The organism is Ilumatobacter fluminis (genome assembly GCF_004364865.1).
Classification (GTDB): domain Bacteria; phylum Actinomycetota; class Acidimicrobiia; order Acidimicrobiales; family Ilumatobacteraceae; genus Ilumatobacter; species Ilumatobacter fluminis.
The window spans coordinates 1,916,246-1,931,590 of record NZ_SOAU01000001.1; the positions used below are offsets into that span (position 1 = coordinate 1,916,246).

Genomic DNA, 15,345 nt, shown 5'->3' on the forward strand with positions numbered 1-15,345 from the left:
TCGGGCGATCGTCCGGGCCGCGTGTCGGCGTCAGATGACGGGTTGGCCGATGGGGCCGCGGGGCGACATGCCGACCATGCCGGCGCCGGCGGGGACCGGGACGGGGATGTCGACCCGGTCGGTGCCGGCGGTGGTGGCACGGAACAGCGACAGCTCGGACAGCTCGGCGAGGGCGGTCATCGTCGACCCCATGGCCGGTGCCGGGACCGGGTGGCTGATCAGGAAGCCCTGCGCCTTGTTGCAACCGAGGTCGCGCAAGCTCTGGAGCTGGTGCACCGTCTCCACGCCTTCGGCGACGAGGTCGAGACCCATCGACTGTCCGAGGGCGATGATCGTGCGCACCAGTGAGCGGTCGTTGGTGTTCTCGGCGATGCCCTGCACGAAGGCCCGGTCGATCTTGATCCGCTGGATCGGGAAGTTCTGGAGCAGCGACAGCGACGAGAAGCCGGTGCCGAAGTCGTCGAGTGCCAGCTGGACGCCCATCGCCCGGATCTCGCGCAGGGTGTTCTCGGCGAGTTCGGGCTCATCGAGCATCATCGACTCGGTCATCTCGAGCCACAGCAGGTGTGCCGGCACAGCCGTGACCGACAGGGCGTGGCGGACGATCGAGGCGAAGTTGGGGTCGGCGATCTGGCGGGGGGAGACGTTGACCGACATCGTCGTCGACGGGGGCACGACGCCGTCGTCGATCCAGCCACGCAGTTCCGAGAGGGCGTCGCGCAGCGCCCAGGCGCCGATCTCGCAGATCATGCCGGTGTCCTCGGCGACGGGGATGAACGTGGCGGGCGACATGATCGTGCCGTCGGAGCGCTGCCACCGGATGAGGGCTTCGAAGCCGGTGACCCGACCGGTCGAGATGTCGACGATCGGCTGGTGGTACAGCCGCATCTCCTGACGTCCGATCGCACCGTGCAGCGCGTGCTCGATGTCCATCCGCTTGGCGACATTGTCCTGCATCGACTCGTCGAAGACGGCGACGCGGTTGGCGCCGTCCGACTTGGCGCGGTGGTTGGCGATGTCGGCTCGCCGGAGGAGTTCCTCGGCGGTGATCGAGCGCTTGGCGGGCACCATGGCCACGCCGACGCTCGTCGTGATGAAGATCGGCGCCTCACCGACGGCGATCGGTCGGGAGACGGCTGCCCGCAGCACCTCGGCGTGGATCACGGCGTCGTCGACCGAGGTGGTCGACGCGTCGATCACGGCGAACTCGTCGCCGCCGATGCGGGCGACGGTGGCGCCGAACGACGAGGCGGCCTCGGCGACGCGGCGGGCGACCTCGCTCAGCACCTCGTTGGCACCGTGGTGACCGAACGTGTCGTTGATGTTCTTGAAGCGATCGAGGTTGAGGTGGATGACGGTCGGCTGGTGCTCCGAGCGCCAGTTCGACTCGAGCACGTCGCCGACGACCTCGACGAAGCGGGTGCGAGTGGGGAGACCGGTCAGTTCGTCGGAGTGGACACGCTCGTGGAGCGAGCGGCGAGCGACCTCGTGCTCGTGCAGCGCGATGGCCAGCCGCACGACGACCAGCACGATGAGGAGCACGGTTGCGCCGACCCGTACCGCGATGTCGAGCGGACCGTCGGGTGGGCGCACGGCGGTGAGGGTGACGGCGCCGAGCACGCTGACGCCCATGATCAGGAGCCGCGCACGGCCCACGTCGGTGGGGGCGGGTGTGCGGTCGTCGAGGTGGTAGCGGAAGCTTGGATGGGCGATCGCGGCCAGCACCAGCGCGGCAGCGAGCGAGTAGACGGTCGCACCCATCAGCGAGCCCTCGACGTCGACGGTGCCGACCAGCTGCAGCCGTTCGGCGAACGAGCCGGCGGCGAAGACGATGGCCGACAGGGCGCACAGCTGCATCGCCCGGTTGCGGCGGAGGCCGTGGTTCCACAGGTCGACCACGAAGGCGGCGACGAGCACGGTGACGGGGAGGAACAGCGACGAGACGAATGCTCGCGACGCGCTCTCGCCCTGATCGAGCAGGGGCTGGGTCAGCAGGACCCAGGTGGCGATCGACGATCCGATGAAGACGACGGCCACTTCGACGAGGTACCGGCCGGCGGGTGCGCCGAGGCGGCGGGCGGTCGAGAAGCCGAGTGCGGCCACCACACCGATCGCCACGGCGAGATCACCGAGCATCTCCGGCCAGGTGAGCGGGCGATCGACGGCGATGTCGCGCTGGGCGTCGGAGAGCACGAGATGGAGCACGGCGACGGTCATCACCACGCCGTAGATGGCGTGGATGCCGTTGACCGCCCGGCTGTAGACGGCGACACCGACGGCGACCAGCACCATGGTGACGTTCCAGAAGGGGGTGATCACCTGGCCGGTGATCAGGCTGGCCGTGAGCACGAGCGCGATGACGACGAGTGCCATCCACGGCACGATCGTCCTCCAGCGGGACACGGAGTCAGCCATCGCGTTCGACATGTGTACGTTCGGGCCGACCGGAGTCCGCTTCGGACCGGCCCACGCTTGTATCGGTCCGATCGTCAAGATTCCGTAGAAATTTCTTCCATGTCGCGGTTGGCCGGTCGCGATCCGTGACGAAACCGGGACGGAGTCGGGCTCGCGAGCCGCTACCGTGGAGGGACGAGCGCCAGTGCGCCGACTCACATGAGCACTACCGATACGTTCACCACCGTCGTCGTCCCCGGCCCGCACTTGATGGCGGCGCTCCTCGGCCCACGCGACCAACACCTCCGTCAGATCGAGGCGGCGTTCCCGACGACGCAGATGTCGGTGCGCGGCAACGAGGTCTCCCTGCGGGGCACCGACGCGGAAGAGGTCGGTCGACTGTTCGAAGAACTCGTCGGCCTGCTCGAACGTGGTCACGAACTCGACGAACGCACGCTCGCCCGAGTGATCGGCATGGTCCACGAGGACGAGAAGCCGTCCGAGGTCCTGACCCACCAGGTGCTCAAGGGCGCCAAGGGCCGCCAGGTCCGTCCGAAGACGGCCGGTCAGAAGCGATACGTCGACGCGATCCGCAACAACATCATCACGTTCGGCATCGGCCCGGCCGGTACCGGCAAGAGTTGGCTGGCCGTCGCGATGGCGGTGCAGGCCCTCCAGGCCAAGCAGGTACAGCGCATCATCCTGACCCGCCCCGCCGTCGAAGCGGGCGAACGGCTGGGCTTCCTGCCCGGCGACCTGATGGCCAAGATCGACCCGTACCTGCGGCCGCTCTACGACGCCCTGTACGACATGGTCGACCCCGAGGGCGCCGCCCGCCTGGTCGAGCGCGGCACCGTCGAGGTCGCACCGCTGGCGTTCATGCGCGGTCGCACGCTCAACAACAGCTTCATCATCCTCGACGAGGCCCAGAACACCACGCCCGAGCAGATGAAGATGTTCCTGACCCGGATCGGGTTCGGGTCGAAGGTCGTCGTCACCGGCGACGCCACCCAGGTCGACGTTCCCGACGGGCGTTCTGGCGTGAAGGGCCTCGAACGGATCCTGACCGGCATCGACGATCTCGCCTTCGTGCACCTGACCGCCGCCGACGTGGTGCGGCACCAGATCGTCGCCGACATCGTCGCCGCGTACGAACGCGGCGACGAACAGTCCGCGCAACGCGGCAAACAACAACGAACACCCTCGAGGAGGTCGTCGGCCGATGGCTGACCCTGTGAGTCCCACCGGCGTCGATGCGCCATCCGAGGTCGAAGTGGTCGTCGAAGACCAGCAGACCGACGTGGAGATCGACGCCCCCCGGTGGGCCGCCCTTGCGGCCCACACGCTCCGTGCCGAAGGTGCACGGGGTGAGTTGACGCTGACGTTCGTCGACGCCGACGAGATCGCGGCGCTGAACGAGGAGCACATGGGCAAGTCCGGCCCGACCGACGTGCTCTCGTTCCCGCTCGACGCACTCGATCCGCCCACGACCGGCGAGCCGATCCTGCTCGGCGACGTGGTGGTCTGCCCAGCGGTCGCCGCCGAGGCGGCGCCGAGCCACGCCGGTTCGCTCGACGACGAACTCGCCCTGCTCGTCGTGCACGGCTGCCTCCACGTCATGGGGCACGACCACGCCGACCCCGACGAGACGGAGATCATGCGTGCCCGCGAGCTCGAGGTGCTGACCGAGCACTACTGGCACGGTCCTGCTCCCGCAGGCTTCCGTCAGGAGCAAGGCCAGTGAACGGCACCGATATCGCCCTGATCGTGGCGATCGTGGTCATCCTGCTCGTCCTGATCGGCCTCGCAATCGCCGAGACGGGCCTCAACCGGATCTCCCACGTCAAGGCGCAGGCGATGGCCGAGGACAACCCGTCGAAGTCGACCACCGCTCTCCTCGAACTCACCGACAAGCCCGAGCGGTTCATCAACCCGGTGCTCGTCTCCGTGACGGCGCTGCAGACCGCGCAGGCGTTCCTGACCACGATCCTCGCAGCCCGGCTCTTCGGGGTGTGGGGCGTGGCCGGTGCCTACGTGCTCAACGTGGTGGTCTTCTTCGTGCTCGCCGAGTCGATGCCCAAGACGTGGGCGGTGCTCCACACCGAGCGGGCCGGACTGGCCACCGCTCGCCCGACCGCCTGGCTCACCTCGTTCTGGCCACTACGGATCGTGTCGCGAGGCCTGATCGGGCTCACGAACGTCCTCCTGCCGGGCAAGGGCCTACAAAAGGGGCCGTTCGTGAGCGAGCAGGAACTGCTCGGCATCGTCGAGGCAGCTGCCGAGGACGAGGTGATCGAGCACGAAGAGCGCGAGCTCATCGAGAGCATCATCGAGTTCGGCGACACCGTCGCCCGCGAGATCATGGTGCCGCGCCCCGACATGGTGATCATCCCGCACGAGGCGACGATCTCCGAGGGGCTCGACCTGGCGATCGCCAACGGCTACAGCCGCCTGCCGGTGTTCGGCCCCGACGACGCCGACATCGTCGGCCTCGCCTACACCAAAGACCTCATCCGAGCCGAGCGCGAGGGGCGCGGCGATCTGGCCGTGCTCGACCTGGCCCGCCCGGTCCGGTTCATCCCCGAGAACAAGCCGGTGAGCCGCCTGATGCGTGAGATGCAGGCGGGCAAGTTCCACCTGGCGATCGTGGCCGACGAGTACGGCGACATCGCCGGGCTGGTGGCGCTCGAGGACTGCCTCGAAGAACTGGTCGGTGAGATCGTCGACGAGTACGACATCGAGGAACACAACATCCAGCGGCTGCCGAACGGCGACTACCTCGTCGAGGGCGGCACGTCGATCCACGACGTCAACGAGCTGCTCGGTTGCGAGCTCCCGAACGACGACTGGGACACCGTCGGTGGTCTCGTGTTCAACATGCTCGAGCACGTCCCCGAGGTCGGCGAATCGATCGAGGTCGACCGGTTGCGTCTCAGTGCCGAGGAGGTCGAGGGACGCCGGATCCGGGTCGTCCGCGTCCACGAGATGGCGCCGCTGCCGGTCGACGACAGCGCCGAAGCCGTTCCCGCCGCCGACTGACGCGCCGACTCCGGGGCCCGTCGGGGCGGCCGCTAGGTTCGCCGCATGCACATCTCTCTGGAGGGCAAGGTCGCGCTCGTCACCGGCGGATCACGCGGCATCGGCAAGGCGATCGCCGCCGGCATGATCGAGGCGGGCGCCTCGGTGATGATCTCGTCGCGGAAACAGGACGCGCTCGACGCGACGGCCGCCGAGATCGGTGGCGACATCGCCACCTTCGCTGCCAACGCGGGCGAACCCGGCTCGGCCGAGGCGTGCGTGGCGGCGACCATCGAGCGGTTCGGCCGCCTCGACATCCTGGTCAACAACGCCGCGACGAATCCCTACTACGGGCCGACCCTCGAGGTCGACCGGCCGCGGTACGACAAGACCTTCCAGGTCAACCTGGCAGCGCCGCTGTTCTGGTCGCAGGCCGCCTACGAGGCGGCGTTCCGTGACGAACCCGGCGTGATCGTCAACATCGCCTCGGTCGGCGGTCTGCGCGCCGAGGCCGGTCTCGGTGTGTACAACCTCACCAAGGCCGCCCTGATCCACCTGACGCGGCAGTTGGCGAACGAGCTGGGCCCGAACCGGGTCGTCGGCATCGCACCCGGCCTGGTCGAGACCGACTTCGCGTCGTATCTGGTCGACAACTTCGGTGAACAGCTCGCCGCGGCGATGCCGCTGCAGCGCCTGGGCGACCCGGAGGACATCGCCAACCTGGCGGTGTTCCTGGCGTCCGACAAGGCGTCGTGGATTACCGGGGAGACCTACGTGATCGACGGGGGAGCGGGCGTCCGCTCGACCTAGCGCCCACGGAGCGGCGTGGCCCGGGCTCGCCGGTCAGCCGGGGTAGGAGGCGAGGAAGCGCTCGATGGCGTACTCGACGGTGAGGTCGATGGCACTGTCGTCGTCGGGGTGGGCTGCCAGCAGGGTGAAGAACACGGGACCGATCAGCTGGCGGGCGACGAGTTCCTCGTCGGTGCCGGCCGGCAGGCGGCCGGCGGCGATGCCGCGATCGACCACGTCACGGAAGATGGCCTTCTTCTCCTCGTGGTCGTCGTGGGCGATCTCGGCGAGTTCGGGCATGTGCTGCTGGAGCATCATCATCGCCGGCAGGATCGCTCGCCAGCGCGGCGTCGTCATGACGGCGGCGACCTCGGTCACGACAGCGCGGAGGGCCTCGTCGAACGACAGGTCGGGGCTGGGCGGCGTGATGTCGGGGATGTTGGCCCGCATCACGTCGACGAGCAGACCTTCTCGGGAATCCCAGTGCCGGTAGAGCGTCGACTTGGCGACGCCCGACCGCTCGGAGACGGCATCGACGGTGACCGCACGCGGGCCGGCTTCGGCCAGCAGTTCGGTGGCCGCATCGAGCATCTTGGCGCGGCTGCGCAGGACTCTCGGGTCGGTCGGGCGTTCGGTGCAGTCGGTCATCGGTCGTGGCAAGTCGTGGTCGTGTCGTGCTCGTGTCGTCGGTCACAGTGTGGCCGTTCGTGCGTCGACACCGTTGACTCTACCGTTTCGCTACGATACTGTTTCGTAGCGTTTCCACCTGACGGAACGACCACCCACCACCCCCGACCCCTCGAAGGATCCCCCCATGTCCACATCCGACACCCCACCCGTGCTCGGGGATGACCTCGCCCAACAGCCGAGCGGCGAGGAGATCACCACCGACGAGAAGCAGCTCCGCAACATCCTGATCGCGATGTGCACGGCGCTGATCGCCGTCATCGCCTCGGTCTCGGGCCTCAACGTCGCCCAGCAGGACCTGGCGGTCGACCTCGGCGCGTCCCAGAGCGAGATCCTCTGGATCATCAACGCCTACACGGTGGCGCTCGCCGCCCTCCTCATGCCGATCGGTGCGATCGGCGACCGCTGGGGTCGCAAGCCGATCCTGATGATCGGCCTCGTCGTGTTCGGCCTGGCGAGCCTCGGTGCCGCCGTCGCGACCACGACCGCCTTCATGATCGTCGCCCGCGTCGTCGCCGGTGTCGGTGCGGCCATGATCATGCCGGTCACCCTCTCGGTGATCACCTCCAGCTTCCCGCCCGAGGCCCGTACCCGGGCGATCGGCATCTGGGCCGGCTTCGCCGGTGCCGGCGGCATCATCGGCCTGTTCGTGTCGGCATTCATGGTCGACATGGTGAGCTGGCGTTGGCTGTTCGCCCTGCCGGTCGCACTCGTCGTGCTCGCCGGTGCGATGGCGTGGCGTTCGGTGCCCAACTCGCGGGAGCACAGCGAGCACCCGTTCGACACGGTCGGTTCGGTCCTGTCGGCGCTCGCCATCGGCGGCCTCGTCCTCGGTATCCACGAAGGACCCGAGCAGGGGTGGACGCACTGGATCACCCTGACGGGCATCGTCGTCGGCGTGATCGCCGCCGTCGCCTTCGTGCTCTGGGAGCTGCGCCGCCACGACCCGCTCCTCGACGTGACCACGTTCAAGAACCGTGGCCTGGCGTCCGGTTCGCTCACCCTCCTCATCGTGTTCGCCGTCATGTTCGGCATCTTCCTGGTGCTGTTCCCGTACTTCCAGGCCGTGATCGGCTGGTCGGCGCTGCGCTCGGCCGTGGCACTGCTCCCGATGGCGTTCGTGATGATGCCGATGTCGGCCGTCGCCCCGTTCGTCGCCGAGCGGATCGGCAGCCGCACGACGATGCTGTCGGGCGTGGCGATCTTCGCCACCGGCCTGGCGACGCTGGCGCTGAGGGCGTCGGTCGAGGGCGGCTACATGTCGGTCCTGCCCGGCCTCGTCATCATCGGCCTCGGCATGGGTCTCACCATGACCCCCGCCACTGCGGCGATCACGGAGACGCTCCCTGCCGACAAGCAGGGTGTCGCCTCGGCACTCAACGACACCTCTCGCGAGGTCGGCGGTGCCCTCGGTGTCGCCCTGCTCGGTTCGGTGCTGAGCGCCGGCTACGAGTCGGCCATCGAGCCCGACCTCGCCGGACTGCCCGAAGAACTCGCCGAACCGGCTCGTGAGGGCATCGGCGGAGCGCTCGCCGTCGCCGGCCAGGCCGGCGAGCAGGGTCCGCAGCTCGTCTCGGCCGCCCAGCACGCCTTCGTCGACGGTTGGGTGCAGTCGATGTGGATCGGCGTCGCCCTCGCCGGCGTCACCTTTGCCTACCTGCTGTTCTTTGGACCGAAGAAGCGCAACGAGACCGGCGACGTGCCCACCGCACAGGCCGAACTCGAACTCGCCCTCGAGGGCTGATCGTCACCCGTGGGCTGACGGTCACAGGTCATCGGTGTTCGCCAGGCCGGACAGAACCGGCTTGGCGAACACGATGGCGGCACCGAGCGTGATGCCGCCACCGAGCAGGAACGGCGCCTGCAGGTCGATGGCGTAGGCGACGAAGCCACCGGCCACGATGCCGAGCGCGCTGGCCGCAGCGCCGAACCAGCGGTAGGCGCCGTTCACCCGGCCGAACTGATCGGTCGGGATCAGGCGCTGCCGCACCGTGATGGTCGCCACGTTCCAGACCGTGATGCCGAACCCCATCACGAAGCCCGCCGTGGCGACCACGGCGACCGGTGGTGTCAGGCCGATGACGATCTGGGCGACACCGAACGCCAGGTAGGGCGCCACCACCGAATTCTTGAGCCCGATCGCACCGACGATGCGTGGCCCGAGCAGGCCGCCCGTCGCCGCTCCCATGGCCGTGATCGCGAGCAGGAGCCCGAACCCGAAGCTGTCGAGGCCGAGTTCGTCGACGGCGAACTTGGCGAAGATGCCCTGACCGAGCATCAAGCCGAGGTTCGTAACCGTGAACATGATGGCCAGCGTGCGGAGCAGCTGGTGACGGCCGAGCCATCGGATGGCCGAACGCAAACTGCGATCCTCGATCGGCACCATGGTGACCGGTGGCGCCTTGCGGATGCGGATGGTCAGCAGCAGCGCCGCCGCCACGGCGAAGCTCGCCGCATTGGCAGCGAAGGGCAGGCCGACGTCGATGTCGAAGAAGAAGGCACCCACGGCCAGGCCGGCGATCGAACCGGCGACGATCTCGGCGGCGAACAGCAACCCGTTCGCCCGGGCCAACTGGTCCTGCTCGACGAGCATCGGCACGAACGCCTGGGCCGTGCTGTCGAACAGCACCTCGCACGAACCGATCACGACGAGCAGCGCGACCAGCCACCAGATCGAGATGCCACCCTGGATCGCCCAGGCGGCGATGATCGAGTAGAGGCCGACGCGAGCCAGGTTCGCCGACACCATGAGCAGTCGCCGGTCGACCCGGTCGACCACGACACCGACGGGCAGCGAGATCACCAGCCACGGCACGAACGTCGCCACCGTCGTGAGCGCGAGCAGTCGTTCGTCGTCGGTCAGCGAGAGCGCGAGCAACGGCATGGCGACGAAGTTGATGCCGTCGCCGAGGTTGCTGATCAGGCTCGCCCACCACTGGCGCCAGTACGCCGTGGGCAACGGCTCGCGCGCGGTACTCACGCAGCCGTCACCACGGGGCGCTCGTCGTTCCCTGCCCGAGCCATCGGGGCGAACCTAGCCGTCGCGTTCGACCAGATCGGCTCGTTTCAGCTTGCCCAACGTGGTGCGTGGCAGCTGTGAGGCGATCACCACGTTGCGTGGCGCGCAGTAGGCCGGCAGCTCGGCACGGACCGCCTCGCGCAGCTCGTCGAGCGACGGTGCGTCGCCGTCGGCCGGGACGACGAAGGCGGTGACGACGTGGCCCCACTCGGGGTCGGGGACGCCTGCGACGCCGACGTCGGCGACCTTCGGGTGGCGGGCGAGGACGCGCTCGACCGGGTCGGGCCAGACGTTCTCGCCGCCGGTGATGATCAGATCGCCACGGCGACCGTGCACGATCAGCTGTCCGTCGACCGTGAGCTCGCCGAGGTCGCCCGTCGGGAACCAGCCGCCGGCGACGAACGGATCGGTGCCGTCGCGGTAGCACCGCAAGAGCATCGGGGCGCGCAGCTGGATCTCGCCGTCGATGATGCGCACCTCGACCCGGTCGAGCGGCACACCGTCGTAGACGACGCCGCTGCCGGTCTCGGTCATGCCGTACGTGGTGACCGAGTTGGCCGGCCGGTCGGCGGGGGCGTGGGCGCCGCCGAGGACGATCACGCGCCAGCGGTCGGTGTCGACCCGTCGCATGGCGGTCGCCACCAGGGAGACGAGCGTGGCGTCGCTCGAGTCGACGGTCTCGACGTCGAAGGCGGGGATCACGGTCAGCCGGGTGCCGGTGTGGAGGGCCCGGGTCACGACCGAGAGTCCGCCGACGTGGGCCAAAGGCAGACAGGCCAGCCAGTGGTCGTGTTCCGGATCGACGCCGAGTCGCGTCGACGTCGCCTCGGCGGAGGCGGCCACGGCCTCGTGGGTGAGGACGACCCCCTTGGGCGTGCCGGTCGATCCGCTGGTCGCCACGACGAGCGCGTCGCCGTCGTCGACCGGCCGGCCTTCGGCCAGCTCCGAGGTGCCGCCGGGCTCGACCACGGTGCTGGCTCCCATGGCGGCCATCAGCGCCGCCTTGGCAACCGGCGGGAACCGCTGGTCGACCGGCAAGACGGCGTCCCCCGAATCCCAGGCGCGCTGGAGTGCGTGCACGAACGCCGGACCGCCCGGCAGGTCGAGCGCGACGAGGCGCCGCACCGTCAGGCCGTCACCGGATCGATCGGTGCCGGGGCGCCTGCGGCGGCCTGGATCTGAGCGGCGACGTCGAGACAGCGGAGGTCGGTGAACCGGTCACCCATGACCTGCACGCCGACCGGCAACCCGTCGGCCGTGCCGCACGGCACGATCGCACCCGGGAGGGCGAGGAAGTTGGCCGGCAGCACGGGACGCAAGGTGTCGCGGATGAGTTGTTCGTTGTCGCCGATGTCGGCGTCGTGCTCGAACGGCGGCATGCCCCACGTGGGCGACAGCAGGATCGGGTGCTGCGCGAAGAACTCCGACCACTCCCGCATCAGGCGGAAGCGGGTGCCCTGCACGTGGGCGGAGAGCTCGACCGAGGTCTCGGGTGCCACCTCGGCGAACCCGTCGAGGATCTTGCGTGCGTCCTCGCCGAGGATCTCGTCGAGGAGCGGCCGTGTGACCGACAGGTCGGAGAGCAGGAGCGCCGCCCACATCTCGATCGCCACCTCGTAGTCGGGCGGTGTCGCCTCGACCACGTCGTGGCCGGCATCGGCCAGGATGTCGGCCGCAGCACGGACCGCCGCCGCGATCTCCGGGTGGGTGTCGCCGCCGGGCGGGTCGGCCAGGACGGCGATGGTGAGGCGCTCACCGTCGGCGAGTTCGGTGAACGTCGCCGGGACCGATCGCGGGTCGCGCGGGCTCGGCCCGGCGATCGCCTCGAACGCGGCCCGCACATCGGCGACGCGTCGGGCCATCGGGCCCTCGACCAGCATCTGCTGCGAGCTCAAGAGCTGGTCCTGCGGCGGGATGACCGTCGCCATCGGCACGGCGCCGACCGTGGGCTTGATCGATGCGATGCCGCAGCAGTGCGCCGGGTTGCGGAGCGAGCCGCCGATGTCGTTGCCGAGTCCGAGCGGGCTCATGCCGGAGGCGATCGCCGACGCCTCGCCACCGCTCGAGCCGCCCGCGGTGCGGCCGGGGTGGTGCGGGTTGCGGGTGAGGCCGTGCAACGTGGAGTGGGTGTGGACGCGGAGCCCGAGATCGGGCAGGTTGGTTCGTGCGAACGGGATCGCACCGGCGGCCCGCATGCGGGCGACGGTCGGGGCGTCGATCGGCGCGACCGCCTCGGCCAGGGCGGGGAGCCCCTGGGTCGTCGGCGTGCCGGCACAGTCGATGTTCTCCTTCACCGTGATCGGCACGCCGTGGAAGGGGCCGAGCTCGTCACCACGGCCGACGGCGGCGTCGGCCGCATCGGCGGCGGCCAGCGCCTCGTCGTCGAGGCGGCGGACGATCGCGTTCAGGTCGCCGTTGACGGCGTCGACGCGGGCCAGGTGGGCCTCGACGACGGCCCGGCTCGTGGTCTCGCCCGACCGGATCTTCTCGGCCAGTTCGAGGGCGCCGAGTTGCCAGAGTTCGCTCATGCATCCATCATGACCGACGCATGTCGACCGCCGAGAACACGCCCGCCCCGACCCTGTCCGACTGGGTCGCCGGTGCCCGCCCGCGCACCCTGCCCGCCGCCGTCGTTCCCGTCGCCGTCGGCGCCGGCGTCGCCGCCGGTCTCGGCGAGTCGTTCGGTGACGGCGTCGTGTGGTGGCGCGTGGTCGCGGCGCTCGTCGTGTCGCTCCTGCTCCAGATCGGCGTGAACTACGCCAACGACTACAGCGACGGGGTGCGCGGCACCGACGACGTGCGGGTCGGCCCGATGCGGCTGGTCGCAACCGGGACGGCGTCGCCGTCGGCGGTGAAGAAGGCGGCCCTGCTGTCGTTCGGACTGGCAGCGGTCGCCGGACTGGCGCTCGCCATCGCCACGTCGTGGTGGCTCGTGCTCGTCGGCGTCGCGGCGATCCTCGCCGCGTGGGGATACACGGGCGGCCCGAAGCCCTACGGCTATCTCGGGCTGGGCGAGGTCTTCGTGTTCGTGTTCTTCGGGTTGGTCGCCACGGCGGGCACCACCTACGTGGCGATCGAGGAGGTGCCGTGGGTGACGTGGCCTGCGTCGACCGGCGTCGGCTTGATCGCCTGCGCCCTGCTGGTCGTCAACAACCTGCGCGACATCCCGACCGACACCGACGCCGGCAAGCGGACGCTGGCCGTTCGGCTGGGCGACCAGCGGACCCGCTGGTTCTACGTGTTGTTGATCGCGCTCACGTTCGCGTGCGTCGTCGTCAGCGCCATCGACCGTCCGTGGGCGCTGCTCGGCCTGCTCGGCATCCCGGCGTCGATCGGCCCCGTCAAGCAGGTGCTCGGCGGAGCGACCGGCCCGCAGCTGATCCCGGTGCTCGGCGGGACCGGCCAGACCCAGCTGGTCTTCGGCCTCACCTTCGCCTTCGGCCTCGCCCTCGGCTGACCACACGCTCCCGACGTGCGATGATCGGCGGATGCCGATCGCCAACTGTTTCGTGCGGAGCGACATCGGCCCGATCGACGTCGACCGAGTGGTCGAGGTGTGGTCGGTGGTGTCCGGCGTCGCCGACGAGGAGATGACGGTCAACGTCGTGCGCGGTGAACAGGGCGGCAAGCGTTACGCGGCGACGGCGTCGCTGACGCTGCCGTCGCTCTGGAGCGGCGACGACGTCGAACGCCTGGCGACGGGTCTCTCACAGGCCTTGGCGGATGCGACCGGCGCCGCCGCCGACTCGATCCTCGTGATCACCACACTGATCCCGTCCGGCTCCGTCGTCGAAGCCGGCCACCTCGTCCACTGGTGACGTTAGGACGCATGGGGTCGGATACGTCTCGTCGGGACCGACGAGACGTATCCGACCCCATCCGTCGCTTCACCAGTCGGCGCCGGGACGGGCCCGTTCGGCGTTACGGGAGCCAGGTGGCGATGGTGTCGGCGACCGCCCCGGGGTGTTCGGAGTGGGCGGCGTGGCCGGCGCCGTCGATGGAGACGAACGTGGCGTTCGGGAGCGCCTCGGTCATCCGGAGGCCGATGACGGTGAACTTGGTGTCGAGCGCGCCGGCGATCACGAGGACCGGCACGGTGATGCGTTCGAGCTCGCCCCACCGCGAGCGCTGGACACCGGTGCCTGCGGTTCGCAGGCTGTGGGCGAGTCCCGCCGCGGTGTTGCGTCGACGGTGGAGCAACCCGTCCGGGTCGGGCGGCAGGGTCGCGAACAGGGGAGCGGCGAGCCACTCGTCGAGGAACGCATCGACGCCGACCCGCTCGATGTGGTCGGCGCGTTCGTCGTCGAGACGTCGGCGCTCTTCCCGCTCCGCCTCGTCGGCGATCCCCGGCGTCGCCCCGATCAGCACGAGGCGCTCGACCGGCGAACCGTCGAGCAGCGCAGTGTGGAGCGCGATGCGGCCACCCATCGAATAGCCGACGTAAGTGGCGGGTCCGATCGACGTCGCGAGCGCCGCTGCCGTCCGATCGATGTCGCGCTCGTCGGCCGCGCTCAGGCCGTGACCGGGCAGGTCCGGGAGGACCAGGGTGCTGTCACCGACCCGTTCGGCGACGGCGTGGGCGACGTGGTGCCAGTGGTGATGGGTCTGGGTGAAACCGTGCAGGAAGGCGATGCGCCGCATCACTCGGTGGCGCAGGCGTCGCCCTCGCACGAGTCGCCTGCGTCGACCGAGGCCTCGGCTGCGGCTTCGGCCTGCTCGGCGACACGCATCTTGTCGGCGAGGCGACGGAACACGTTGACGAAGGTGTCGGTGTCCTGAGCACCGGGGATCGCCCACTGGCCCTCGATCACGAAGGTGGGCACCGCGGAGATGCCGTGGTCGGCCGCCTGCGACAGGTCGTCGCCGACCGCACCGACACCGGCATCGCTCGACAGGAACCCCAGGATCTCGTCGCGTTCGGCGCCGAGTTCGGCGGCGCAATCGGCGAGGGTTTCGGGCAGGCCGATGTCGAGCCCGTCGACGAAGTAGGCCTGCAGCAGCCGCTCCTTCATCGCCTCTTGGGTGACGGGTGTGGCCGGCTGGTCGGCCCACCAGAGCAGGCGGTGGGCGAGCAGCGTGTTGGCGCGCAGCGCCCGGTCCATGTGGAACTCGAGGCCTTCGCCGGCGGCGGTGTCGGTGACGCGGTCGATCAACATCTGGGCCTGCTCGGGGCCGCCGAACTTGCGGGCATACGCGTCGAACACCGGACCCGACTTGCCGGGCGACGCCGTCGGGTCGAGCTGGTACGGGCGGAAGTGGACCTCGAGATCGAGTTCGCCCTCGAGCTCGGCGGCCGCCTTCTCGAACCGGCGCTTGCCGATGTAGCACCACGGACACACCACGTCCGACCAGATGTCGACTCGCAGTTTCGGAACGGTCGTCGCCTCGTCGTGAACGGTCATGGGTCGAGCCTACGGGGCGGCGGCTACCGTCGCCGT

At 69.7% G+C, this 15,345-nt stretch carries 14 protein-coding genes; 7 read left to right on the top strand and 7 right to left on the bottom strand.

Going from position 1 to position 15,345, the window contains the following annotated elements:
• Positions 1–30 precede the first annotated feature (30 nt).
• On the bottom strand, positions 31–2,415 hold the full coding sequence (locus BDK89_RS08645) for a putative bifunctional diguanylate cyclase/phosphodiesterase (RefSeq protein ID WP_133868567.1): 2,385 nt from the start codon (positions 2,413–2,415) through the stop codon (positions 31–33).
• A gap of 198 nt (positions 2,416–2,613) precedes the next feature.
• Between BDK89_RS08645 and BDK89_RS08650 the strand changes: the two genes are divergently transcribed.
• The 4 genes from BDK89_RS08650 to BDK89_RS08665 are packed head-to-tail and all read left to right on the top strand — an operon-like array spanning position 2,614 to position 6,222.
• Positions 2,614–3,624, top strand: coding sequence for a PhoH family protein (locus tag BDK89_RS08650; RefSeq protein ID WP_133868568.1), 1,011 nt, complete (start codon positions 2,614–2,616; stop codon positions 3,622–3,624).
• Positions 3,617–4,138, top strand: a complete 522-nt coding sequence (ybeY, locus tag BDK89_RS08655) for an rRNA maturation RNase YbeY (RefSeq protein ID WP_133868569.1) — start codon at positions 3,617–3,619, stop codon at positions 4,136–4,138. Before BDK89_RS08650 ends, ybeY begins: the two co-directional genes overlap by 8 nt.
• The gene (locus BDK89_RS08660) at positions 4,135–5,433 is read left to right on the top strand and encodes a hemolysin family protein (protein WP_133868570.1); all 1,299 of its coding nucleotides are present in this window, start codon (positions 4,135–4,137) and stop codon (positions 5,431–5,433) included. Before ybeY ends, BDK89_RS08660 begins: the two co-directional genes overlap by 4 nt.
• 45 nt (positions 5,434–5,478) lie before the next feature.
• On the top strand, positions 5,479–6,222 hold the full coding sequence (locus BDK89_RS08665; RefSeq protein WP_133868571.1) for an SDR family oxidoreductase: 744 nt from the start codon (positions 5,479–5,481) through the stop codon (positions 6,220–6,222).
• Positions 6,223–6,255: 33 nt separating this feature from the next.
• Here BDK89_RS08665 and BDK89_RS08670 read toward each other — a convergent pair whose 3' ends face one another.
• On the bottom strand, positions 6,256–6,849 hold the full coding sequence (locus tag BDK89_RS08670) for a TetR/AcrR family transcriptional regulator (RefSeq protein ID WP_133868572.1): 594 nt from the start codon (positions 6,847–6,849) through the stop codon (positions 6,256–6,258).
• A 166-nt stretch (positions 6,850–7,015) separates the two neighbouring features.
• On the opposite strand from BDK89_RS08670, the gene BDK89_RS08675 reads away from it, so the two are divergent.
• Complete coding sequence (locus BDK89_RS08675; protein WP_133868573.1) at positions 7,016–8,632, top strand: MFS transporter; 1,617 nt, start codon at positions 7,016–7,018, stop codon at positions 8,630–8,632.
• A gap of 21 nt (positions 8,633–8,653) precedes the next feature.
• Here the strand turns inward: BDK89_RS08675 and BDK89_RS08680 are convergent, their stop codons facing one another.
• The 3 genes from BDK89_RS08680 to BDK89_RS08690 are packed head-to-tail and all read right to left on the bottom strand — an operon-like array spanning position 8,654 to position 12,435.
• Positions 8,654–9,868 carry an MFS transporter gene (locus BDK89_RS08680; RefSeq protein WP_133868574.1) on the bottom strand — a complete coding sequence of 405 codons (1,215 nt, stop codon included), beginning with the start codon at positions 9,866–9,868 and terminating at the stop codon, positions 8,654–8,656.
• A 54-nt stretch (positions 9,869–9,922) separates the two neighbouring features.
• Positions 9,923–11,032, bottom strand: coding sequence for a class I adenylate-forming enzyme family protein (locus tag BDK89_RS08685; RefSeq protein WP_133868575.1), 1,110 nt, complete (start codon positions 11,030–11,032; stop codon positions 9,923–9,925).
• 2 nt (positions 11,033–11,034) lie between these two features.
• Complete coding sequence (locus BDK89_RS08690; protein ID WP_133868576.1) at positions 11,035–12,435, bottom strand: amidase; 1,401 nt, start codon at positions 12,433–12,435, stop codon at positions 11,035–11,037.
• A gap of 20 nt (positions 12,436–12,455) precedes the next feature.
• On the opposite strand from BDK89_RS08690, the gene BDK89_RS08695 reads away from it, so the two are divergent.
• Together BDK89_RS08695 and BDK89_RS08700 are read left to right on the top strand one after the other, a co-directional pair.
• Positions 12,456–13,364 carry a 1,4-dihydroxy-2-naphthoate polyprenyltransferase gene (locus BDK89_RS08695; protein WP_133868577.1) on the top strand — a complete coding sequence of 303 codons (909 nt, stop codon included), beginning with the start codon at positions 12,456–12,458 and terminating at the stop codon, positions 13,362–13,364.
• 31 nt (positions 13,365–13,395) lie between these two features.
• The gene (locus BDK89_RS08700) at positions 13,396–13,725 is read left to right on the top strand and encodes a hypothetical protein (RefSeq protein ID WP_133868578.1); all 330 of its coding nucleotides are present in this window, start codon (positions 13,396–13,398) and stop codon (positions 13,723–13,725) included.
• Positions 13,726–13,828: 103 nt separating this feature from the next.
• Here the strand turns inward: BDK89_RS08700 and BDK89_RS08705 are convergent, their stop codons facing one another.
• Together BDK89_RS08705 and BDK89_RS08710 are read right to left on the bottom strand one after the other, a co-directional pair.
• The gene (locus BDK89_RS08705) at positions 13,829–14,578 is read right to left on the bottom strand and encodes an alpha/beta fold hydrolase (protein ID WP_133868579.1); all 750 of its coding nucleotides are present in this window, start codon (positions 14,576–14,578) and stop codon (positions 13,829–13,831) included.
• Complete coding sequence (locus BDK89_RS08710) at positions 14,548–15,309, bottom strand: DsbA family oxidoreductase (protein WP_133868580.1); 762 nt, start codon at positions 15,307–15,309, stop codon at positions 14,548–14,550. Before BDK89_RS08710 ends, BDK89_RS08705 begins: the two co-directional genes overlap by 31 nt.
• Positions 15,310–15,345 lie beyond the last annotated feature (36 nt).

What these genes read in the sequence shown, in the direction of transcription:
- ybeY (WP_133868569.1), top strand. Translation starts at nt 3,617, where the DNA reads ATGGCTGACCCTGTGAGTCCCACCGGCGTCGATGCGCCATCCGAGGTC.
- BDK89_RS08695 (WP_133868577.1), top strand. Translation starts at nt 12,456, where the DNA reads ATGTCGACCGCCGAGAACACGCCCGCCCCGACCCTGTCCGACTGGGTC.
- BDK89_RS08650 (WP_133868568.1), top strand. Translation starts at nt 2,614, where the DNA reads ATGAGCACTACCGATACGTTCACCACCGTCGTCGTCCCCGGCCCGCAC.
- BDK89_RS08700 (WP_133868578.1), top strand. Translation starts at nt 13,396, where the DNA reads ATGCCGATCGCCAACTGTTTCGTGCGGAGCGACATCGGCCCGATCGAC.
- BDK89_RS08710 (WP_133868580.1), bottom strand. Translation starts at nt 15,309, where the DNA reads ATGACCGTTCACGACGAGGCGACGACCGTTCCGAAACTGCGAGTCGAC.
- BDK89_RS08670 (WP_133868572.1), bottom strand. Translation starts at nt 6,849, where the DNA reads ATGACCGACTGCACCGAACGCCCGACCGACCCGAGAGTCCTGCGCAGC.
- BDK89_RS08645 (WP_133868567.1), bottom strand. Translation starts at nt 2,415, where the DNA reads ATGGCTGACTCCGTGTCCCGCTGGAGGACGATCGTGCCGTGGATGGCA.
- BDK89_RS08665 (WP_133868571.1), top strand. Translation starts at nt 5,479, where the DNA reads ATGCACATCTCTCTGGAGGGCAAGGTCGCGCTCGTCACCGGCGGATCA.
- BDK89_RS08690 (WP_133868576.1), bottom strand. Translation starts at nt 12,435, where the DNA reads ATGAGCGAACTCTGGCAACTCGGCGCCCTCGAACTGGCCGAGAAGATC.
- BDK89_RS08675 (WP_133868573.1), top strand. Translation starts at nt 7,016, where the DNA reads ATGTCCACATCCGACACCCCACCCGTGCTCGGGGATGACCTCGCCCAA.